Consider the following 20,671-nt stretch of genomic DNA (forward strand, 5'->3'; position numbering starts at 1 on the left):
AGTACAAAGGACGGGCCGAAGCGGCCCGTCCTTTTTTTTGATAGGTTTCTGACTCTGCTTAACTATTCTGCCGCTTCTGGCGCGGATTCCTCTTCAACAGCCGCATCAGTGCTTCCGGCTTCAGCTCCACCGCCTGCTTCCTGCTCTGCATCAACGGCTCCGGCATCTTCCTTCTGCTTGGCCTCCAGCATCAGCTTATCCAGCTTGTTCTGTAGGCTATCCAGCGCTTCGCTTACGGACTTGCTACCATCCTCGGCTGCTTTCATCTCTTCGTTAGCCAGCTGATAGAATTCTGATGTGAACATCTCAGGCAGCTTATCATAATTCCGGTACATCTGTGGCTGAGCCGGCTTCAAGGCGTAGAAGGCAGCCAGATTACGGCCTTCATCATCCTTGATGTACTTGGTCCGGATCGGGAAGTTGCCTGTGTTGGCCTTGGCAGCAACCCGGGCATAATCATCACCATGGATGTACTTGATGAAGTCCCACGCTGCATCCCGGTTCTCGGCGCTTGCATGGATAGCAAAGATATTGTAGAAGTTTACATACGTCGATTGGTCAGGGGTCTGCGGGTTGACAGGCACTGTTACGAGATCCCAGTTGGTAACCGCTTTGTCCTTTAGGCTGGCGGTCGCTTCTTTAATCTCGTTAAGCTTGTAAGTGCCTTCGAGCATCATCGCCACCCGGCCGCTGATGAACGGGTCTCTCATGAGATAGTCCTCGTATGTGTTGAAGTTGCCGTTCATGGAATTCGGGTCCTCGGTATACAGAGTGCCCGACTTGATCGCCATCAGTGCAGACTCGAAGATCGACTTCCAGGAGTCCGTATTAATCGTTACCTGCAGGCTGTTGGGGTCAACGAAATTCAGATCGTTGGCAAGGCCTATAGTATTGCCAAGCTCGAACAGACTCGTCTGGTAGCCTGCTTTAAGGCCGTAGATCCGGTCTTTCCCGGTACCATCAGTAGGGAAGAGGGAGGCCAGATGAAGCAGCTCTTCCCAAGTCATCTTGTCCCTTGGATATTCAATGTTATAACGATCGAACAGGTCCTTATTATAGAAGATCGCCTGGCTGTAAAACTCAGGAGTCAAACCATATAAGCTTCCATTCCCCTTCTCCTTCAGATACTCGACAACACCTGGCAGAATGCCTTCCAGATCAAATTTGTCCTTCTCAATGAAAGGGTCAAGCTCAACCAGCTTCCCGTCCGCCGCCAGCTCCTCATATTGGTCGACACCCACCATAATGACATCCGGCTTCTGTTCCTCAATATAATCCATCATCATTTTCTCATAGTCCTGTCCTTCTTCCGGGCGGACGTTCTGCGTAGAGATGACTTCAATTTCTACATTAGGATGAAGGGCGGTGAACAGCATGCCGTACTGCTGATAAAAGGAGCGCTCATCATGGTACATGACTTTCAGCGTCGAGGCTTCCTCGGCCTTGTTGCTGTCCGCGTTGCTGGCACAGCCTGCCAGAATGCCAGTTGTCAAAACAAGGGGTAAGAATAGCTTGCGAAATCGTTGAATCAAGAGAATTTCCTCCTTAAAGACTTTATAGGTATGTAATTTAGACGACAGTGGTTGGAAAAAAGATGCAGTTTCTCTCAAAAAAATTTTCACCACACCATTGAGGGAACTCTATTAACGTGTGGTTTAATCTGGCAAAAACACCTCCCCTTAGAAATATAATAACATATATGGATGGGACATGCCGCTGCTTGTCAAGACTAAAGGGGGCAGGGTACAATCGAGAGGAAGGTCCATTACGCTGATGAAAGTGAGAGTGAGCAGAGATGAGTAGAGACAGGGACGAAATGAAATACCAGACGAGCGGAGCGTTGTGGATCACCAGAAGTGTGACGGAGCTTGAGGGCGGAGAGGTCCAGGAGCTGCTGATTCCGCAGCTGGACGACCAGCTCGGGGCGGTGTTTACGAGCAGCTATGAATATCCAGGCCGCTATACACGCTGGGAATTCGGATTTGTGAATCCGCCGCTGCGCCTGTCTTCACGCGGAATGTCGTTCCGCATGGAGGCGCTGAACAGCAGAGGAGAGGTTCTTCTTGCCGCTGTAAGGGGCATGCTCAGCAGGCTTCCGGCCGTAACTGACTTGGTGTACGCACCGGGAGTTATAACCGGCGGTCTTGTGCCTTCAGAAGGGATATTCGCGGAAGAGGACCGAAGCAAGCAGAACTCGGTCTTCACGATTATCCGGGCGGTGAAGGATTACTTCTACCATCCGGAGGATGAGGTGCTCGGATTATACGGGGCATTCAGCTATGACCTGGTGTTTCAGTTCGAGAAGGTGGAGCTGCAGCATGACAGGCCGGACAACTACGAAGATTTAGTGTTGTATTTGCCGGATGAGATCTATGTAACGGATCATCAGCTGCAGAAGACACTTCGATATGAATATGAGTTTCAACATGATACAGGGGATACAGAGGGGCTGCCGCGAACCGGACGGAAGTCGGGCCCTACATCAGGCAGGGAAGTGACTGCGCCAAGCGACCATGAGCCAGGGGCTTATGCGGAGCTTGTACGAAAGGCGATTCGGGAATTTGCGGTCGGCAATATGTTTGAGGTGGTGCCCGGCCAGACCTTCTACGAGCCGTGCAGCGAGCTGCCATCCGTGCTGTTTAAGAGGCTGAGCCGCAGAAACCCGAGTCCCTATGGTTTTCTCATCAATCTTGGCCAAGGCGAGTACCTGATCGGAGCTTCACCGGAGATGTATGTTCGGGTCGAGGGGCGGCGCATTGAAACCTGTCCGATCTCAGGCACCATCCCGAGAGGCAGGACGGCTATTGAAGATGCCGAGCAAATCAAGCTCCTGATGAATTCCGAGAAAGATGAATCTGAACTGACGATGTGTACGGATGTAGACCGCAATGACAAGTCGCGAATCTGTGTCCCGGGCTCGGTGAGGGTCATCGGACGCAGGCAGATCGAGCTGTATTCGCGATTAATCCATACGGTCGACCATGTCGAGGGCCAGCTCCGGGAAGGGTATGATGCGCTGGATGCGTTCCTGACCCATATGTGGGCTGTCACGGTTACCGGCGCTCCCAAGCGTGCGGCGATCACCTTCATTGAGCAGAACGAACGGTCACCCCGCAAGTGGTATGGCGGAGCCGTGGGCTTCTATGGTTTTAACGGCAGCTTGAATACCGGCCTAACGCTGCGGACAATCCGCCTGGAGGGCGGAGTCGCAGAGGTGCGTGCGGGTGCAACGCTGCTCTACGATTCTGACCCGGAGGCCGAGGAGCGGGAAACACAGCTGAAGGCTTCTGCCATGCGCGATGCGATCCTGAAGCCGGATACAGCGGTTGAAGAACCGCAGCATGCTACGGAAGAGAGTGACCGCATCCGCGTGCTGCTGGTGGATCATGAGGATTCGTTCGTTCACACTCTCGCCAATTACTTCCGCCAGGCAGGTGCCGAGGTGGTGACTCACCGTGCAGGCTTCCCGCTGTCCATGATGGACACGCTGAAGCCCGATCTTGTCGTGCTGTCACCGGGGCCAGGCAGACCCGCTGATTTTCAGCTGCAGACAACCATTGACGGCTGCCTCAGCCGGCAGCTGCCGGTGTTTGGGGTATGCCTGGGACTGCAGGGAATCGTTGAATATTTCGGCGGGGAGCTTGAGGTGCTGGATTATCCGATGCACGGCAAACGCTCGGTCATCCGCCAGACAGCAGAGAACCGGGTGTTCAAGGGCATCTCGCCGACCTTCGGGGTGGCGCGCTATCACTCGTTGTACGCGGCCAAGGAAGCTGTCCCCGAATGTCTTCAGGTAACCGGGGTATCGGAGGATGGCGTCGTGATGGCGGTGGAGCACAAGGAGCTTCCGGTCTATGCCGTGCAGTTCCATCCCGAGTCCATCCTGACGCTGGAGGAAGACCGCGGCCTGCAGATGATCCGCAACGTAGTGGAGCTCGTGGCCGAGCGGAAACGGACAGCTTCAGCTGTGTAGTCTCTTATAGAGTGGAAATAGAGTGGAAAAGCCAAACCCGGCTAAGCAGCAGGGTTTGGCTTTTCTTATTGTATGCTGGCATCCAAGCTGAAGGAGACCATGAGCGGTTTCTTCACTCCATGAATCACTGTGCGACCGGTCTCTTCCACTGACCTGCCTTGGTATACTGTTCCAATATATTGATCGTAAAGGTCTGTCTGAACCACTGTTACGTCATACAACTCATGATCAACGGCGCCATAATAGCTGCGGGAATTATGCGGGCTGTCTTCGGGTATGGCGGGCCATTCATCTGCCGCAGTCCATGTCTTGGTCATAACGCCATCCGGATTCCCCGTAAGGCTTTCCCTGACCAGCTCGAGGAGATGAGGGTCATAGACTCCATCCGCCTGAACAGCAGCGGAGATGGAGAGGTCAGCATCCAGTTTTGGGGCTGAGGCACCCTTGGCTGCACTGAGAAGCTGCATATGATTGGATAGCTCCCCTGGCTCGCGCACGCCTGGCTGCAGCCTGGCAATCGTGTATACGGAATGGATATAGACGCGGCGTTCTGCATTCGGTGGCCGCACAGACGTGAGATTCGAATCTTTTGTCTCGCTGAATTCTACCTTGGCATCTTCGTTAACAGGTGATTCATAGAGGACCAGATTCCCGAATTCCATTGGGACCGGACTGTTTAGTTGTGCTGCATAACTTGCTGAATATTGGGCGGCACGGGAGGCATCCGCACTTATTCCTTCCGCAGCTCCGCTATCTGCTCCCTGGCCGGCTTCGGCTGCTGCTGTAATTGAGACGAGCAAAGCCAGTAAAGCAGTGCCTGCAAGCTTAGTTAGTGTTAATTTATACAAGGCGGTTATCCTCTCTTATGGAAGTGTGGACTGACACTCATCCCCTCCCCTTTGATCAGTTACTGCTCCATCTTCTTTACTTCAATATAACAACTTCTTCATGGCTCATTCCCCTGTAAACAATGAGACGGTAAGTCAGCACGATTAGTTACAGGGAAATGAGTTGGGAAGCTGCTGGCGGGATCGCGACTGGTGTATACTTTTCTGCTATAATCCGATTAATGCACCAACCTAAGACCAGAGTAGACAACAAAGGCGGTAGAAGGCACGCGTGAAGACACTGCTTATCGACAACTATGATTCCTATACATTTAACCTGTATCAGATGATTGCGGCTATTAACGGCAGGGAGCCGGCCGTCGTCCGCAACGACTCGGTCAGCTGGGAGCAGCTGCGCGAGTATGACTTTGATAATATCGTCATCTCACCAGGGCCGGGAAGACCGGAACGGGAGGAGGATTTTGGCATATGCAGGCAGGCGATCCTGGAGGCGGAGGTCCCGGTGCTGGGCGTGTGCCTTGGGCATCAGGGCATTGGCAGCTTGTATGGCGCGCAGGTTAGACAGGCGCCGGAAATTATGCACGGCCGCCTGAGTGAGCTTGTGCACAGCGACGAAGCGTTATTCAGCGGTATTCCGCAGCATGCCCGGGTTGTCCGTTACCACTCCCTGGTGGTGGAAGACCTGCCGGAGGAGCTGGTGGGAATCGCCTGGACGGCAGACGGGGTACTGATGGGGCTGCGCCATCGCAGCCGTCCGCTGTGGGGCGTTCAGTATCATCCGGAATCGATATGCACGCAGTTTGGCGAGCAGGTTCTGCGAAATTTCGGCCAGCTGACGCTTGCGCACCAGGCAGAATACGGCCGGAATAAGCAGGGCAGGAAGCCGCTTGAGCAGCTGAGTCGGCTATACTCTCCGCTTCCAGGAGGCAAGGAACAGCTGTCCTGGTCTTGGGCGGGAGTGCCTGGTCCCGACGAGCCTCAGGGCCAAGTCCAGGCTAAGGCGGATGCAGCTGGATCTCTGATGGCTGGAACGGCAAGGACATACGAAGTATTGTTCCGCAGACTAACGGAATATCCAGACGCCGAACGGCTGTACCGTCACTTAACGAGCGGAACAGACTCTTCCTTCTGGCTTGACAGCAGCCGGACGGGCGAGGGAATGGGGCGGTTCTCCTATATCAGCGCAGCAGGAGGCCCGTTGAGCCGGACCGTGAGCTACAGTATGGCTGAACAGCTGGTACAGGAGCGGCGGGGGGATGCAGTTGTTACTCACCGTGAAAGCATCTATGACTATTTGGAGCGTGAGCTGGCAGAGAACTCCTGTGGAGCGGAGCTGCCCTTTGATTTTGTAGGGGGCTTTGCAGGCTGCTTCGGTTATGAGCTAAAGGCCGAGAGCGGCGGTGACGCGGCTTATACATCTCCGCTTCCCGACGCGCTGCTCCTGTTCGCCGACCGGCTTTGCGTTATTGACCATGAAGAGCAGCTGCTGTACCTGGTTGCCTTAACGGACAGCGGCGAAGTAAGGGAACTGGCGGAAGGGTGGCTGCAGGAGACAGCCCGTGATGTGGCCCGGCTGGCTGCAGCGGAGGCATGTGATGCTGCACAGGGGGGCAGCAGCTATCCGGCAGATCGTGGCCGTACAGATGATAACCAGCCGGACGAGCCCATCCTGTTCCATCTTAATCGCTCCTACGAGCAGTATATAGCCGATATTGCGCAGGCCAAGCAGTTTCTGTGTGAAGGGGAGACTTATGAGATCAACCTGACCAATGAGCTGCGCACGGAGGCCGTAAGCGATTCGCTGGCATTATATAGCACGCTGCGCCGCATTAATCCGGCTCCTTATTCAGCGTATATGCGGTTTGGCGGCATCCATGTGGTCTGCTCGTCTCCCGAGCGATTCCTGACAATTGACCAGCAGGGCCGTGTGGAAGCGAAGCCGATTAAGGGAACCAGCCGCAGGGGGGCAACGGAGGCTGAGGATGCAGAACTGCGGGAGCAGCTGCGGGGCGATGAGAAAACCCGTGCGGAAAATCTAATGATTGTCGACCTGCTGCGCAATGACCTTGGCCTTGTCTGCGAAGTGGGCAGCGTACATGTTCCGAAACTGATGGATGTGGAAAGCTACGAAACGGTGCATCAGCTTGTGTCCACGGTCAGAGGACAGCTGCGGCCGGATGTGTCGGCTGTCGGATGCATCCGCGCTGCTTTTCCGGGAGGATCAATGACCGGTGCGCCCAAGCTGCGGACCATGTCGCTGATCGACCGGCTGGAGCAGCGTCCGAGGGGTCTGTATTCAGGGGCAATTGGCTTCCTTGGCGTCAATGGCTCTGCCGATCTGAATATCGTCATCCGTACGATTATCTGCACGGAGCAGTCAGCGACAATAGGAGTGGGCGGAGCTATTGTGATGCAGTCTGATCCTGAGCAGGAATATGAGGAGATAATGTTGAAGGCGAAGGCGCTGATTCAAGCGGTCGTAACCGCGAAATACGGCAGGTTCGGGCACGAGCTGTATGCAATTGAGGGCGGCCGGTGAGCCCGGGAGTGAGTGATCATTCTTGCCTCTGGATGTATGGGGAAAATGAAGTAAGCAATCATGCAGGCAGTGTGATTGCTTTGCTTATTTTTACCGGCGGAATCGAGAACGCTGCTTGCTTTCCTCCTGTATTAAAGTTATTATAGACCCATTAAGTCTCTAATTAAGGTGATTACATGAAATATTCACAAGCAACCGACTATGCGCTTCATGCGATGCTCCATCTGGTGTCGGAAGCACCGGATAAGCCTGTGAGCGTGCATTTGCTGGCAGAGAAGCTCGGTGTCTCTCCTACCTACCTGTCCAAGATGCTGACCAAGCTGGTCAAGGCGGGGCTCATTCAATCCGTTCCCGGAGCTAATGGCGGGTATCGTCTCAGGCGCAGTCAGGAGGACATCTCTTTCCTGGATATTATCCATGCGATTGAAGGCACGGCCTCTGTCTTCGAATGCAGTCTTAATCATAGCAGCGAGTGCCAAATTCAGCAGGTCGTAATGGATGCAGAGCGTCAAATGGAGGAGTACCTTAGAAGCAGGAAAATCTCCGACCTTGCCAGGCCGTCATAAGCAAGCGATGAACGGCCGTTTCTTCACACCAATTATAGATATAATGAATCTGTTATATCTTTAATACTATAGATCCGCTCTGGCGGAAGGAGGATGAAGCATCATGGCGGGACAGTATGATTGCGTCATAATAGGCGGCGGACCGGCAGGATTAAACGCAGCACTCGTGCTGGGAAGGGCGAGAAGGAGCGTGTTGCTGCTTGACAGCAACCAGCCGCGCAACGCGGTTACCCATGCTTCGCATGGATTCCTAACCCGGGACGGCATTACGCCAGCAGAATTTCGCCGGGTCGCATATGAGGAGATCCTGCGTTACCCTTCGGTACAGCACGAAACACTTAAGGTGACGGGCATTCGCAAGATCCCCGGCGGTTTCGAAGTCACAACGGACAGTGATCGGCGTGAACCGGTCCAATCCCGCAAGCTGCTGCTCGCAACCGGTCTGAAGGAGATTTACCCGGATATTCCGGGGCTGAAGGAGCTGTACGGCAGAAGCCTGTTTCACTGTCCATACTGTGACGGATGGGAGCTGCGGGACGAGCCTCTGATTGTGGTGGGGAATAATCAGAGAATATTCCATCTGGCCAAGCTGCTATATGGCTGGAGCCATGATCTTATCGTCTGCACGAATGGACAGCGCGTCCTGTCGGATGAACAGAAGCTGGTCTTGTCTTCCCGTAATATTCAGGTAACGGAGCAGGCGGTGGCAGCATTCCATGGCCAGGAAGGCAAGCTTCGGGAGGTCGAATTCTCAGATGGTTCACGGGTCAGCAGGTCAGGCGGATTCATTATCCCGCAGTGGGTTCCGCATGCCGCGTTCCATGAGGCGCTTGGTTATGAAGTAACTGAGGATGGCGGAGTCTGGACGGATGCAGCCGGCAAGAGCTCTGTACCCGGTCTGTACGCAGCGGGCGAGGCGGCTTCCGGTACGCCGTCCCAATTGATTTTGGCCGCAGGGGCGGGCAGTATAGCGGCAGTCAGTATGAACACGGAATTTACGGAAGAGGCGTTTAGCTGAGAGGTTCTTTGCTTATTAGGTAAACGAACGAATGGAGAGGCTGCTACAGCAGCTTCTCCATAATCATGACATCAATATACCGGCCATCCAAGCGCCCCTGCTTCTCGAACACGCCGACCTCGCGGTATCCGTTCTTGCGGTACAGCGCTTGGCCGCCAGCGTTGAAGGGGAAGGTGAACAGAACGATCTTGTAGAAGCTGTTCTTCCTAGCGCTCTCCTCAAGCGCAGGCAGCAGCAGACTGCCGATTCCTTTGCCGCGGTAGGCACGGTCTACATAGATAGACAGATCGGCCACACCGTCATAGGCGCAGCGGTGCGAGTAGCGGTTGAGCGCCGCCCACCCTGCGATTTCTCCTTGATCTTCTGCAACTAAAGCTGTGTAACGCCCTTGATGCTCCAGAAGCCAGTTACCGATGTATGCCTGATCCTTCTTCTCTGTCTCCAGTGTAGCAATCCGGTCTTCAATCCCCTGATTATAAATGTCCAATATTCGCCCCAAATCCTGCTCGTGAGCCTGTCTGACGGTCTGCAGCATCATTCCAATTCCCCCAATAAAGTCCAGTCAATTGATTCTCACATTCTAGCACAACGTTTGAACTCCCTCAATGGCGCCCAACCTCCAGGCGATTGATTTAATCCTTGGTCCTAGCTTAAATAATTTAGTTGATTTTTGCAAATAAAATAATTATACTGGAGGAAATTTATAGGAACCCCTCAAGCAGCTAGCAGACATGATATGTACTGTTGATTTGTAGAATCTGCATTATATCACACGTTTCTACATGATTTTCCTCAGACTATCTTCAGACAAAATCACAACCTTACACCTTATGATATATTTGCAATTATCAACCTTTATTGAGCGGTATCATACTGTGTCCAGCTTTGCGTTTACAGCGGGTGCAGGTTGATATATAGCATGTAGTATTTACTCATATTCAGGAGGTGGAGAAGAGGAATGATTCAACTACTGCCTGATCTGGAAAGGAAGTTTGAAGCTTTCGCAGAGGAGGCTTTCCAGGCTAAGCACTTATCGGACAGGGACAAGGCGCTTGTAGCTTTAACTGTATCCATGCTTACAGCCGGTGATGAGGCGCTGCGGAGGGCGGTGGTTACGGCCAAGCAGTCGATGATTACCAATGAGGAGATCGGACAGGTGGCAGGTATAGTAGCCGTAGCTCAGACAGCGCGTCTGACGGGCCGTGAAGCAGCCGGAAGCCGTGGCGTGGAACCGGCTGCGCAGCCGGAATGCTGCCGGTAGGAGGGATGCAGATGAATAAAGGCGAGTGGGCTGTGGTAGTCGGCAGACGGGATCAGGTCGAGGAGATCGATTTTATCCAAAAGCTTGGTTACAAGGTGGTGCTTCTTAATTCTGTCATCTCGATGGAGGACGCCTTGAATGCCGATCTGCCTGTAGAGGTGGATCTGAACGATGAAACGGAAGTATTGCGCAAGGTGTCCGGGCTTGCAGAACGCTGCCGGATTGGAGCTGTCTACACCTGCAATGAGTACCGCTTGATTCTGGGGGCTAAGATAGCGGAAGCGCTGAACCTGCCTCATGCCCTGAGTGTGGAAGCGGCCCGTAACTGCAGGAGCAAGGCGAGGACAAGGGCTCTGCTAAGAGAGCATAATGTGAACCCGGTAGCCTTCAAGCTGGTTCGCTCTCCCGCCGAAGCGCTGCAGGCGCTTGGCGGTAGCGAGATAAGCCTCCCGGTAATTGTGAAGCCATCCAACGACGCGGGCAGCCATATGGTAAGAAGATGCGAATCACTTGAGGAAGTATGGGAGGCAGTTGAAGCGATTCAAAGCTCAGGCAAGAACTGGGTCGGACAGCCTCTTGAGGCGGATATCCTGATCGAGGAATTCATAGAAGGACCGGAATTCAGTGTGGAATGCTGCACGGTGAATGGCATCACGAGGGTTATCGCCGTGACGGCAAAGGAAACGGCAGGCATGATCGAGACGGGGCATCTGGTGCCGGCGCCGCTGGCGGAAGAGGACCGGCAGGCCATTGAAGCATTAGTCACTGAGGCATTAAAGGTGCTTGGTGTGGATTACATTGTATCTCACACCGAAGTCAAGCTGTCAGCTGGCGGGCCTAAGATCATTGAGGTGAATGCCCGGATGGGAGGGGATCAGATCCATCGTCTGGTTGAGGCCGTGACGGGCTATGATTTGCGCAAGCTGGCCTTTCACATTGCCGCTGGAGGCACGCTCGAGGATGCGCCCCGTGATCTTCCGGCCGCAGACTCAGCCCAAATCGCCTTCCTTCTGGCCGGGCAGAGCGGTATCGTTCGTCTTCGCAGTGAGGCGGTCAGCGGCATGGAAGGGGTGCAGGAGCTGAAGCTGCTGGTGGAGGACGGTCAGCATGTGAAAGCATCGCACAGTAATTACAACCGTCTCGGGTATGTGATTGCCCACGGCAGGGAGGGCAAGCATGCATCCGACCGTGTGAGGGCGGCAATCAACGCGCTGCAGCTGACCGTTGTTGCAGAACAGCCGCCGGGCGGCGGACAAGCGGGGCTTAGCGGGCAGCAGCCGGCTGTATCCTGCTGCAAGCCGGGGGCGTGATGAAGCGGCAGATTATTCTGCTCTGTCTGTCCGTATTTATTCTTGTGGCAGGCACGGGGATTGTCGCGCCGCTGCTCGCTCCTTATGCGAAGGACTTGGGGGCAACCGGCCTGTGGGTCGGCATGCTCTATAGCGGCTTCTATGTCGTCCGTCTTCTGATCGGTACGCCAATCGGCAGATTGGCTGACGCCAAGGGTCCCAAAGCGATACTAACCTACAGTCTGATTCTGTATCCGTTCATCGCTTTGAGCTACGGTCTGGCGGGAAGTATTGCCGGCTTGCTCGGAGCCCGTCTCCTGCACGGCGTGGCTTCCGCGATGATGCTTCCGATGGCGATGGCCTATATGGGGGAAATCAGTGCCGCAGGCAAGGAAGGCAAGTATATGGGCTTGTACAACACGTCCATCTTTGTTGCAAACGGAGTGGGGCCGCTCCTAGGTGGTACCATCGCAGAGCACTACGGAATGCAGACGGCTTTCTTCTCCCTGCTGGGGTTAGCTTTGGCAGCATTGGTGATCGTCGCCTTCCTGCCGTCCTCGCGCGCGAATGAGCACCCGGAAGCGCAGCAGCAGGAGGCCGAACAGGAGGAGCAGGTTCCGGCGGCCCGCCGGCCGGTATCACCCTGGCGTCATCCAGGCGTTCTGGCGCTCGCTTCGATTAACGTGGTCGTAGCCGTACTGTCGATGTTCATGGTGTCCTTCTTCACCCTGTATGCGGCCAGCCGCGGCTTGAGCATTGCCGCGATCGGGTTCCTCATCGCCCTTAACAATATCATCATAGGGGCTACCCAGGTGCCGCTTGGATGGGTGGTGGACCGGTATGACAAGGTCAGGCTGGTTGTCATGTCCTCGGTTCTGACGATTATCCTGCTGATTATGTTTCCGTCGGCCTACGCGCTGTGGAGCATTTCCCTGCTGATGGTGGGCACAGGCCTGGCCTCGGCGGTAACACTGGCTGCGTCATCTGCAATGGCAGCGGTTCTCGGCCGGCAGGCGGGCATGGGATCGACGATGGGCTTTCTGGGATCGGCGTCAAGTCTTGGGATGGTTATAGGCCCGCTTGCTTCAGGGTTTCTGATGGACAGCTTTCACATTGACACCACCTTTTATTTCTCGGGATTAATGTGGGCAGTAGGAACAGCGGTGTTCTGTCTCTGCTGGGCCGCTCACAGCCGTTCCGCCAAAATCAAGGCCATTACGAAAGGGGAAATGACAAATGTCTAATCAGGAAACGGTTGCGGCAGCCTGCTGCTCGGAGGCTCCACAGGAGCTTGCGCCCGCTGTTCAGGCAATTAAGGACTTTTACAACTCGGTAGCAGAAGGAGAAGGAAGCTATGCCGCCGGAACGGACAAGTTCTCGCCTTCCGGGCCGACTGAAAGGATCAAGGAGCTTGTGCTGGGCTCGCAGAAGCGGCGGATTCTGGATATAGGCTGTGGCATGGGGACGACGCTCCTGTCTCTCACTAACGCTTACACGTTCGGGCAGCAGTTTATCGGAATTGATTTCAGCGAGAAGATGATCGAAAGGGCAAGGGAGAGAAGCAGGGAGCTGAGCAGTGCCTACAGGGGGAAGACGGGCTTCTTCGTAGCCGATGTCCAGGCCATGCCTTACATGGACGGACAGTTTGATTTTATCTACAGTGAATGCGTGCTCAATCTGGTGCCGGACCGGATCAAGGCCATTAGCGAAATCAGCCGGCTTCTAGAGCCGCAGGGCATATTTGTCTACACGGACTTTGTCTCCTATGCACCGGTTCCGGATTCGATCCGCGGCGACCTTAGCCTGGTCAGCGGCTGCAGGGCGGGCAGCATTCCGCTTAGCGAGAATATTGCGCAGCTGGAGAACGCCGGTTTTGCGGACATTGAGATTGTTAATTTTACAGAGGACAAGAACAAGCGGTATGCGGAGCTGATGGCATCGAGCGAGGAGTACAAAGCCGATTACCTGAGCTTTCAGGATACGCATCCGGAGGCATTCGCATTTCTGGAGGAGAAGGTAGGCTACTATCTCATCAAAGCCGTGAAGAGTGAGTAAATGTCCGCTTGATCCGGATAAGGTGCACCAGAATTTGAGCCGAGGAGGAAAGCTATGAGGATACTTTTGGTTTCCAATTTTGAAGGCGGGTTCCAGCCTATTACGGTCGCTACGGCTCTTAGTGCGCTGCTTAAGGAGGACGGGATGCAGGTTGAGGTGCTGGACACGTATGTGGAGGGTGTTCAGGAGTCCCGTTTTGCAGATCAGGATCTGATTGCTGTCTCTATCCCTCTCTTTGATGCCGTTCAGGCGGCAGCCGAGGTGACCAAAATCATTCGCCGCGTCAATCCCCAGGCGCATATTACCTTCTTCGGGCAGCATGCCACGATCAATGCCAGCCGCTTGGCTGGGACGTACAGCGATTCCTGCATATGCGGGGAGTGGGAACAGCCGCTTGTGCAGCTCGCCCGCTATCTGAACGGGGAAGAGGACTGCAGCCTGGAGGGCATTCTGACGGGGAGCGGAGCCCGGGAGGGGCAGGTGATTCATCCCTATATGAGCCGGGATCATTTCGCCGTACCTGCCCGCCATATGCTTCCTCCGCTGCACAAGTACCCGCAGAAGCAGATTAACAAGCTGCTGGGCTCCGATCGGGTAGTCGGCTCGACCGAAATTGCCCGAGGCTGCCATCACAAATGCTTGTACTGCTCGGTGTATGCGGCTTACGACGGCAAGGTGCTGCTGGTTCCGGAGCATGTAGTGCTGGAGGATGTGCGCAACCTCATGGCCGGAGGGATGACGCATCTGACGTTTATCGATGCGGACTTCTTTAATGCCAAATATCATGGAATCAAGCTGCTCCGGCAAATTCATCAGGAATTTCCGCAATTGACCTTCGATTTTACAACCCGTGTTGATCATATTCTGGAAAATAAGGAAGCGCTGGCAGAAATGAAACAGCTCGGCCTCAAGTTTATTACCTCGGCGCTTGAATTCCCTTCCGAGCTGGTGCTGGATGCAGTTGCCAAAGAGACCTCTGTGTCCGATATTGAACAGGCCATTCAGTTTCTTCGGGACACCGGTATTATGTTGAATCCTACCTTCATCATGTTCAATCCCTGGACAAATATTGATGATCTGACCTCCTTTCGCACCTTTGTCGAAGACAACCAGCTGAATGATATTATCGACCCTATCCAGTATGAAACCAGGCTCTATCTGTACAAGGGCTCCCCGCTGCTGCGGCAGTCTTCTATCCAGTCGCTAGAGCTGACCGAACACGAATTTCATTATGAGTGGAAGCATCCGAACCCTGAAATTGACGAGTTGTTTGCCGAAATTGTGACCGTACCGGAAGACGGTATATTCAAGCGCTGCTGTCTAAAATGCTAAGGGGGGACGGCGATGGGTGCAACTGAATTGAAACGTGAGCTCCCCGTCCTTGTCTATGAAGCAGAGCGGGGGCAGGAGCCCCTGTCGATGCTGCGCAAAAAATGGATTGCCGAATTCATCGGCAGCTATTTCCTCGTATTTGCGGGGACGGGAGCCGTAATAGTGAATACGTTGACAAGCAGCTTGACGCATATCGGGGTGGCGATTACGTTCGGACTTGTCGTCATGGCCCTGATTTATGCATTCGGGCATGTCTCGGGCGCACATTTCAATCCGGCTGTAACACTGGCGTTTCTGTTTCTCCGGCAGATTGATGCCCGAACTGCGCTGAGCTTTGTGGTGACCCAGTGTCTGGGAGCCTTGGCGGCAAGCTTGACACTGCTGTCTATGTTCGGGCATGTGGGGAGCTTGGGTGCAACCCTTCCTTCGGGCAGCTGGCAGCAGAGCGCCGTGATGGAATTCATCCTCACCTTCGCACTTATGCTCGTTATTCTCGCATCGGCGGTCCATGCCAAGGCAAGCAAATCATTTGCGGGTATTGCAATTGGCGGCACGGTCGCGCTCGAGGCCATGTTCGCGGGCCCGGTCAGCGGGGCATCGATGAATCCGGCCCGTTCACTGGGCCCGGCGATTGTATCCGGGAGTCTCAGCCATCTGTGGCTGTATATCGTATGTACGACAGCGGGGGCGGTTCTTGCGGCATATGTCTATAATCAGCTCCATGAATAAGGGAAGCAATTGACTATGACTGGGAGGGAATGTTATATGAAAAACGTGCAAATGGCGCTGCTTGGCGGTTTTCTTGGTGCGGGTAAGACGACAACCATGATTCGGACAGCTGAAGTCCTGCAGTCCAGAGGACTTCAGGTAGCTATCATTACGAACGATCAGGGGAAAGAGCTGATTGATACGGAGCTGTCTAAGAAGAGCGGTCTGAACACCCGGGAAGTGACAGGCGGTTGCTTCTGCTGCCGCTTTGAGGAGCTTTACGACCATTTGCACGCGCTGGCTGAGCATGAACGGCCGGATGTTATTATTTGCGAGGCAGTAGGCAGCTGCACGGATCTGGCGGCAACGGTCCTTCAGCCGCTTCAGCGTTACTATGCCCATGAATTTACGACCGTGCCGCTTACGGTCGTTGTAGACCCGGCAAGATTGCTGCTTGAGCTGGACGGGAAGCGCGATACACCGCTTTTCTCCCAGTCGGTCAGTTACATCTTCGAGAAGCAGCTGGCTGAAGCGGATATCATCGCACTCAACAAGCTGGATCAGTATTCGGCGGAGGAGATGGTCCGGCTTGGCAATTATTTGGCGAAACGGTATCCGAATGCGGTGATTCAGCCCATATCGGCAGGCCGGGGCGATAATCTGGACAAGCTGATTCACTTATGGAGCACTCTGGAGAGTGGAGGCACCAATATTCTTGAGATTGACTATGAGCAGTATGCCGAGGGAGAAGCCCAGCTGGCCTGGATGAACTTGATGGGGGATTTGCAGCGAACGGACGGCAAGCCGCTGGACCCCGAAGAGTGGATAGCAGGATTTCTTGCCCAGCTGAACAATCACTTTGTAAGGGAAAGGATGGCGGTTGCCCATCTCAAGGTTCATGCCGGCAATGACACGGGCTTTGTGAAGGCCAGCGTTGTCCAGACAGGAATGGCGCCGGTCTATACAAGAGATGCCGGGCTTGTGCTTGGAGCCGGATACCGGGTCGTTCTTAATATTAGAATCGAAGCGTCCCCTGCGCTGCTGGATTTGGTCGTAGCGGATGCGATCGCATCGGTCAACCACGACATGTCGTCGGCCTGGCTGCAAACCTATCATGAATGCTTCAGTCCTCTTCCGCCGCAGCCGACACACCGTCTGAAAATCACGTCATAGGAGGGCGGCACCATGAAGAAGCATTCCATTGAGTTGTATCCGGCAATTATGACTGCGGAGCCGGATGGTGGCTGCTGCGTGGACGAGGCTGCCAGCGACTGCTGCGATCCGTCAGCTTCAGCGTTTCCGGCTGCCGCCCCATTTCATGAGCTCAAGCAGCGGCTGAAGGAGCGCTATGAACAGGAGGTTTATGTGCATGTTTATGACTACGCCCTTGCCATGGACAGGGCACTTGCCAAGCGGAAGCTTAAAGCGCTCTTCAAGGAACGGGGCTTCAGCCATCTGTCGGTTGATGACATGTTGAAGCTTGCGACACCGGCAGCTGTTGTGGATGGCCGGCTGGTCAGCTTCGCTTCGGATATTACCTATGAACAACTGGAGCATGCCCTGCTGCTGCAGAAGCTGGAGGAGAATGCGGTATAAACGGGAAACCGGCTGGCTATCAGATGCCAGCCGGTTTCTTTTTGTAAGAGAGCGGTGATGCAGGGAGATAGCTTAATCACTTACTATGTTTGTCAATAAGAGTGCAGCATGTTATAAAGAGGAGGTAGAGGAGGCATGCAGGTGGAAAATTTGAGAGATCTGTTTCAGGTCATGACCCGAAGATTCGGGCTGCTGGATAAGAGCTGCGCTTCCGTAGGCGGTGTTGACCTGTCTATTACACACAGTCATATTTTGTATGAGATTGACCGGCAGGATAATCCCTCCATGCAGCAGATTGCTGACCGGCTAGGAATCGATATTACAACCTTTAGCAGGCAGATTCAGAACCTGGTGCAGTTGAATCTGGTCCGCAAGGCGCCGTCTCCGGTTGACCGGAGGGTGTCCATCTTATCGCTCACGACAGAAGGGAAATTTATAGCGGCTACAATTGACAGTCAGATGAATGAGTATTTGAACGAAATTTTCTCCTACATGAGTGAGTTCGAGCGGAATACGGTTATGCGCTCTGTGGAGCTTCTGAACGAGTGTATGGCGAAGAGTCCAAGATGCTGTAATCCGATGGGTGTTTCTTAGTATGGCACCAGCTGCAGTATCACAATCAGGCGCTCCGTCTCCGAACAAGAGGCGTTACGGGCCAGCTGTATGGCTGTTACTGGTCATCATGGTAGTGGCGGCGGCAGCCGCGGTTCTCCTAAGCCGGACGGAAGAACCGGCGGTAATAGACGCATTTACACGGGAGAGTTACAGCTACCGCAGCATCGAGACGGAGGAAGGCATCATCCTGCATATCATAAAGACGAAGCCCGAACGGCTCAGACTAGTTGTGATCGGCGGCAATGTGACAGCAAGCGGCAGGCCGGGAATCAACGGCGGATTTTTCTGGGAAGGCCATCTTCTCAGTATGGCAGTAGAGAATGACAAGCCCGTCAACGGTAAGCCGAAGGGCTATGGTTCAGGATGGTTCAACGCCAAGTATCCAAGAGGCACCTTCGTCTATGACGGCGCGTCTCATACCCTGTCCGTACAAGTGGTCAGCAGCGCGGATGAGGTGCAGGTGTCCGACCGCTCTGACTATTGGGCGCAGGGCGGAATTAGCATGAATCTTCAGCGTGACGACATATGGAAGCAGGCGGCAGAGGCTGAGAAGCTCCCCTTTGGCGGGGATAAGCGTCTACGGACAGGCATGGTGTATGATGAAGAGGGGAATGTCCATCTGATTGTTTCATCCGTGAAGTGTTCCGCGGAGCAGTTTCGATCGGCTATCCTGGAACTGAAGGAGCCGGATTCCCTGGTTGAAGGGGTATTCCTTGATGGCGATGGCTCGTCCCAGCTGCTGCTGGAGAATGTGAAGCTAACCGGTGACGGCCGGCCTGTACTTCAAATGATTGGAATGGAATAGAATACAAGTTATGGATACGATTAAGCAAACAGTTCTTTACATCTATCTTACAGAGGTCTATGCTTGAGATGGTGTGGCTTTTAACTTTTATAAGAACAGGGTTATCCACCGGGAATGAACTCATTAATAGAAGCTGGTGGCAATCGGAAGATAGGATGGGGACATGAAGACAGATTATATCGACGATTTGCTTACGATTGTTTCCAGAAATATATACAACTCCGCTGCGCAGGTCATGAGCACGGCCAGCAGCATGATTCCTGCCAATACATTCTGCATCGCGATCAACGACAGGATGACCACAACGGTGCTGAAATCCTATAACAGGGAGGAGCTGCTGCTGGCGGAAGGACTAATAGTGGACAATGAGGATTCTTATTGTCACCTGGTCATCGAGAAGTCTGCAGGTCCGCTAGTGGTGCCGGATAATTATACCCATCCTTTAACCAAGGACATGGACGCGACCCCGTTTGTCGGCGGTTGTTCGTTTATGGGAGTCAAGATCATTAAGCGGGGCGGCGAGGTGTATGGCTCGCTATGCGCTTTTGACCACAACTATTACGTCTATACGGAGAAGGATGTCGCGCTTATGGAGTCCCTGGCGGCATTCTTTGCCAATGTCCTCGAGCTGGAGGATACGGTTCACATGGTGAAGAAGGCTGAGCGTGCGGTGATTGGCATGCGTGAGAATAAGAACAACCTGGTTGCGATGCTGAGCCACGAAATACGCACTCCGATGAATGCGGTTATGGGCTTGGCCGAGCTGCTCCAGACAACGGAGCTGACCCGGGAGCAGCGGGGATTTGTGGATATGATACGGTCCAGCGGCGACTCGCTGCTGAAGCTCCTCGGCAATGTGCTCGACTACTCGAAGTACGAAGCGGAGAGCATGGTCCTGAAGAACCGTCCCTTTGACCTACAGGGATGCATCAGCCAGGTTACAGACTTGTTCGTGGCTGAGATCAGGAGAAAGGGACTCCAGCTCAAGACAGATATCGATACGAAGGTTCCCGGCATCCTGATCGGTGATGAGGTGAAAATCCGGCAGGTGCTGGTCAATCTCGTCAGCAATGCCATCAAGTTCACCGAACGGGGACAAATCACGGTGGGTATAAAGCTGCAGCGAATCGATAGTGCCGATGAAGTGGCTTCGCTTCTCTTTACTGTACGGGACACGGGAGCGGGAGTTCCTGCTGATCAGGCGGATGACCTGTTCCTTCCCTTTGTTCAGCTGCACGATCCTGCCCAAACCGGCTATCAGCAGGGCTCAGGGCTTGGCCTTTCAATCTGCAAGCAGCTTGTAGAGGGGATGAGCGGCTCGATCTGGCTGATGGAAACGGGGGAGAAGGGCTCCTGCTTTGCGTTTGAACTTATGCTTCCCTACCGTTCAATGGCTTCTCTGCCGGAGAGTGAAGGATTCTAGGCGGGCAGCATGCTGCTTGGCGGATAAAAGAAAAGGCGAGCCCCCGGGGCTCGCCTTTTCTTTGCGATGTGGAAGATTTGAGTTTAGCCTGAAGCAGGCTGATGCTCAGGGGAAGTTCCTGCCTGTCATGCGGACAAGACTGCCGGCTATGCAGGGTTCGCTGTGCGTGCAGGCTTCACAAACCGCATGAACATAAACCGGACAAGAGGGCCCATTACGAGCAGCTGCAGCGGGTACGCCATAATAAAGTTCTTGCCGAGGGTCGCTGCATAATTGGCGAATGTGAAGCTGCTGGCCGCGCTGTCTGCGATGTTGGCCATGATGAGACCGAAGAAGGACATGCAGATGACCATGCCGGCTACCATGCATGTTGACATGGTTAGAACAATATAGAGATTTTTGGACTTGTCAAAAGGCAGCTTGAACACGATTTTCTTGGCCAGCGGACCTATGATGCAAATGTCCAGGAGCAGTGCAACAAGGAATCCTATGACAAGGTTAAGGCCCAAGACAGGGAGGCTTATTGCCTCCGTGAGGCCATTGACCAGCATATTATAGAATGTCATGACGATAACCATTCCAGCGCACATCATTAAACCAAAGTATAGACTTTCCTTCTTTGTTGTCGGCAAATCAATCAACC

Annotated in this window: 19 protein-coding genes; 15 read left to right on the forward strand and 4 right to left on the reverse strand. The window is 54.0% G+C overall.

Annotated features, from left to right (window positions below):
• Positions 1-62 precede the first annotated feature (62 nt).
• Positions 63-1,532, reverse strand: coding sequence for an ABC transporter substrate-binding protein (locus tag L1N82_RS16740; protein ID WP_235288600.1), 1,470 nt, complete (start codon positions 1,530-1,532; stop codon positions 63-65).
• A gap of 263 nt (positions 1,533-1,795) precedes the next feature.
• Here L1N82_RS16740 and L1N82_RS16745 point away from each other — a divergent pair, with 263 nt between their 5' ends.
• Entirely contained in the window at positions 1,796-3,973 is a 2,178-nt protein-coding gene (locus L1N82_RS16745; RefSeq protein WP_235288601.1) for an anthranilate synthase component I, read from the forward strand.
• 65 nt (positions 3,974-4,038) lie between these two features.
• On the opposite strand, the gene L1N82_RS16750 is transcribed toward L1N82_RS16745, so the two are convergent.
• Complete coding sequence (locus tag L1N82_RS16750) at positions 4,039-4,821, reverse strand: hypothetical protein (protein ID WP_235288602.1); 783 nt, start codon at positions 4,819-4,821, stop codon at positions 4,039-4,041.
• A gap of 271 nt (positions 4,822-5,092) precedes the next feature.
• Here L1N82_RS16750 and pabB point away from each other — a divergent pair, with 271 nt between their 5' ends.
• The 3 genes from pabB (at position 5,093) to L1N82_RS16765 (ending at position 8,944) form a co-directional block, all read left to right on the forward strand.
• On the forward strand, positions 5,093-7,360 hold the full coding sequence (pabB, locus tag L1N82_RS16755) for an aminodeoxychorismate synthase component I (protein ID WP_235288603.1): 2,268 nt from the start codon (positions 5,093-5,095) through the stop codon (positions 7,358-7,360).
• A gap of 176 nt (positions 7,361-7,536) precedes the next feature.
• Positions 7,537-7,926, forward strand: a complete 390-nt coding sequence (locus tag L1N82_RS16760) for an RrF2 family transcriptional regulator (protein WP_235288604.1) — start codon at positions 7,537-7,539, stop codon at positions 7,924-7,926.
• Between the two features lie 103 nt (positions 7,927-8,029).
• Positions 8,030-8,944, forward strand: a complete 915-nt coding sequence (locus L1N82_RS16765) for an NAD(P)/FAD-dependent oxidoreductase (RefSeq protein WP_235288605.1) — start codon at positions 8,030-8,032, stop codon at positions 8,942-8,944.
• Positions 8,945-8,987: 43 nt separating this feature from the next.
• Here L1N82_RS16765 and L1N82_RS16770 read toward each other — a convergent pair whose 3' ends face one another.
• Positions 8,988-9,482, reverse strand: a complete 495-nt coding sequence (locus tag L1N82_RS16770; RefSeq protein ID WP_235288606.1) for an arsinothricin resistance N-acetyltransferase ArsN1 family A — start codon at positions 9,480-9,482, stop codon at positions 8,988-8,990.
• 420 nt (positions 9,483-9,902) lie between these two features.
• On the opposite strand from L1N82_RS16770, the gene L1N82_RS16775 reads away from it, so the two are divergent.
• The 11 genes from L1N82_RS16775 to L1N82_RS16825 all read left to right on the forward strand — a co-directional run bounded on the left by L1N82_RS16775 (position 9,903) and on the right by L1N82_RS16825 (position 20,028).
• The gene (locus L1N82_RS16775) at positions 9,903-10,205 is read left to right on the forward strand and encodes a carboxymuconolactone decarboxylase family protein (RefSeq protein WP_235288607.1); all 303 of its coding nucleotides are present in this window, start codon (positions 9,903-9,905) and stop codon (positions 10,203-10,205) included.
• Positions 10,206-10,216: 11 nt separating this feature from the next.
• Positions 10,217-11,515 carry an ATP-grasp domain-containing protein gene (locus L1N82_RS16780; RefSeq protein ID WP_235288608.1) on the forward strand — a complete coding sequence of 433 codons (1,299 nt, stop codon included), beginning with the start codon at positions 10,217-10,219 and terminating at the stop codon, positions 11,513-11,515.
• Positions 11,515-12,738, forward strand: coding sequence for an MFS transporter (locus L1N82_RS16785; RefSeq protein ID WP_235288609.1), 1,224 nt, complete (start codon positions 11,515-11,517; stop codon positions 12,736-12,738). Before L1N82_RS16780 ends, L1N82_RS16785 begins: the two co-directional genes overlap by 1 nt.
• A complete protein-coding gene (gene arsM / locus L1N82_RS16790; RefSeq protein ID WP_235288610.1) occupies positions 12,731-13,549 on the forward strand; it encodes a putative arsinothricin biosynthesis methyltransferase ArsM in 819 nt (272 codons plus the stop codon). The genes L1N82_RS16785 and arsM overlap by 8 nt, the downstream gene beginning before the upstream one ends.
• A 54-nt stretch (positions 13,550-13,603) precedes the next feature.
• Positions 13,604-14,881, forward strand: coding sequence for an arsinothricin biosynthesis radical SAM protein ArsL (gene arsL / locus L1N82_RS16795; RefSeq protein ID WP_235288611.1), 1,278 nt, complete (start codon positions 13,604-13,606; stop codon positions 14,879-14,881).
• Between the two features lie 12 nt (positions 14,882-14,893).
• A complete protein-coding gene (locus L1N82_RS16800; RefSeq protein ID WP_235288612.1) occupies positions 14,894-15,610 on the forward strand; it encodes an MIP/aquaporin family protein in 717 nt (238 codons plus the stop codon).
• A gap of 36 nt (positions 15,611-15,646) precedes the next feature.
• On the forward strand, positions 15,647-16,762 hold the full coding sequence (locus L1N82_RS16805) for a GTP-binding protein (protein ID WP_235288613.1): 1,116 nt from the start codon (positions 15,647-15,649) through the stop codon (positions 16,760-16,762).
• A 12-nt stretch (positions 16,763-16,774) separates the two neighbouring features.
• The gene (gene vcpD, locus L1N82_RS16810; RefSeq protein ID WP_235288614.1) at positions 16,775-17,185 is read left to right on the forward strand and encodes an ArsD-related vicinal cysteine protein VcpD; all 411 of its coding nucleotides are present in this window, start codon (positions 16,775-16,777) and stop codon (positions 17,183-17,185) included.
• Positions 17,186-17,326: 141 nt separating this feature from the next.
• Entirely contained in the window at positions 17,327-17,779 is a 453-nt protein-coding gene (locus tag L1N82_RS16815; protein ID WP_235288615.1) for a MarR family winged helix-turn-helix transcriptional regulator, read from the forward strand.
• Between the two features lies 1 nt (position 17,780).
• Complete coding sequence (locus L1N82_RS16820; RefSeq protein WP_235288616.1) at positions 17,781-18,605, forward strand: hypothetical protein; 825 nt, start codon at positions 17,781-17,783, stop codon at positions 18,603-18,605.
• Positions 18,606-18,768: 163 nt separating this feature from the next.
• Positions 18,769-20,028 carry a GAF domain-containing protein gene (locus L1N82_RS16825; RefSeq protein WP_235288617.1) on the forward strand — a complete coding sequence of 420 codons (1,260 nt, stop codon included), beginning with the start codon at positions 18,769-18,771 and terminating at the stop codon, positions 20,026-20,028.
• Positions 20,029-20,174: 146 nt separating this feature from the next.
• Here the strand turns inward: L1N82_RS16825 and L1N82_RS16830 are convergent, their stop codons facing one another.
• Positions 20,175-20,660, reverse strand: coding sequence for a DUF2798 domain-containing protein (locus L1N82_RS16830; protein WP_235288618.1), 486 nt, complete (start codon positions 20,658-20,660; stop codon positions 20,175-20,177).
• Positions 20,661-20,671 lie beyond the last annotated feature (11 nt).

Source organism: Paenibacillus tarimensis (genome assembly GCF_021532315.1).
Taxonomy (GTDB): Bacteria; Bacillota; Bacilli; order Paenibacillales; family Paenibacillaceae; genus Paenibacillus_I; species Paenibacillus_I tarimensis.

Coding starts and splice junctions, on each gene's coding strand:
- L1N82_RS16745 (WP_235288601.1), top strand. CDS start 1,796: ATGAGTAGAGACAGGGACGAAATGAAATACCAGACGAGCGGAGCGTTG.
- L1N82_RS16760 (WP_235288604.1), top strand. CDS start 7,537: ATGAAATATTCACAAGCAACCGACTATGCGCTTCATGCGATGCTCCAT.
- L1N82_RS16765 (WP_235288605.1), top strand. CDS start 8,030: ATGGCGGGACAGTATGATTGCGTCATAATAGGCGGCGGACCGGCAGGA.
- L1N82_RS16770 (WP_235288606.1), bottom strand. CDS start 9,482: ATGATGCTGCAGACCGTCAGACAGGCTCACGAGCAGGATTTGGGGCGA.
- L1N82_RS16775 (WP_235288607.1), top strand. CDS start 9,903: ATGATTCAACTACTGCCTGATCTGGAAAGGAAGTTTGAAGCTTTCGCA.
- L1N82_RS16780 (WP_235288608.1), top strand. CDS start 10,217: ATGAATAAAGGCGAGTGGGCTGTGGTAGTCGGCAGACGGGATCAGGTC.
- L1N82_RS16785 (WP_235288609.1), top strand. CDS start 11,515: ATGAAGCGGCAGATTATTCTGCTCTGTCTGTCCGTATTTATTCTTGTG.
- arsM (WP_235288610.1), top strand. CDS start 12,731: ATGTCTAATCAGGAAACGGTTGCGGCAGCCTGCTGCTCGGAGGCTCCA.
- arsL (WP_235288611.1), top strand. CDS start 13,604: ATGAGGATACTTTTGGTTTCCAATTTTGAAGGCGGGTTCCAGCCTATT.
- L1N82_RS16800 (WP_235288612.1), top strand. CDS start 14,894: ATGGGTGCAACTGAATTGAAACGTGAGCTCCCCGTCCTTGTCTATGAA.
- L1N82_RS16805 (WP_235288613.1), top strand. CDS start 15,647: ATGAAAAACGTGCAAATGGCGCTGCTTGGCGGTTTTCTTGGTGCGGGT.
- vcpD (WP_235288614.1), top strand. CDS start 16,775: ATGAAGAAGCATTCCATTGAGTTGTATCCGGCAATTATGACTGCGGAG.
- L1N82_RS16820 (WP_235288616.1), top strand. CDS start 17,781: ATGGCACCAGCTGCAGTATCACAATCAGGCGCTCCGTCTCCGAACAAG.
- L1N82_RS16825 (WP_235288617.1), top strand. CDS start 18,769: ATGAAGACAGATTATATCGACGATTTGCTTACGATTGTTTCCAGAAAT.